Below are 578 nucleotides of genomic sequence, written 5' to 3'. Positions count from 1 at the left end.
CTCGCCCACCGTCAGCGTCGCGCCGGCGCCGATCCGCACCGTGGCGTCGCCGCCGGCCGACAGGCCGAGGCCGAGCGCCGTGCCCGCCGCGCTGCGCCCGCCGGCGAGCGTGCCGATCGCGTTGCCTGGCTGGTCGAGCGTGACGTTGCCTCCGGCCAGGGCCGCGAGCCGTGCCGCGCTGATGACCGTGCCCGCCTGCTGCGTGATGTCCCCGGCATTCGCCCCGCCGGTGAAGCCGCCGGTGCGCAGGATGATCTGCCCCGCGCGCCCGGCGGCGGAGAGGTTGCCGGCGATGGTCAGCCCCGCGGCCTCGAGCGTGAGGGTGCGGTCCGTGCCGACCGAGAGCGCCAGGTCGATGGTCAGCGGCGCGGCGTTGCGCAGCGTGATGTCGCCGAGGGCCGAGAGCGCCGTCAGGTCGCCGATCGCGTTGGTCGCGCCGTCGAGCCGGACGCTGCCGGCGGGCGCGGTCGCGGCGAGGGTGGCGGCCGCGAGCGTCGCGCCGGCGGCCTGCACGATGTCGCCCGCCGTGGCATCGAGCGTGACGGTGCCGGTTGCGCGAATGTCGTTGAGCGTGAGCG

1 pseudogene is annotated in these 578 nt (G+C 77.2%); it reads right to left on the bottom strand.

The features are described from left to right. Nucleotides 1-578, bottom strand: a pseudogene (locus HW577_RS26205) (hypothetical protein); the annotation flags it as partial.

This window comes from Neoroseomonas rubea, from assembly GCF_016106015.1.
Classification (GTDB): domain Bacteria; phylum Pseudomonadota; class Alphaproteobacteria; order Acetobacterales; family Acetobacteraceae; genus Neoroseomonas; species Neoroseomonas rubea.
This window is presented reverse-complemented; position numbering and strand designations above follow the sequence as displayed.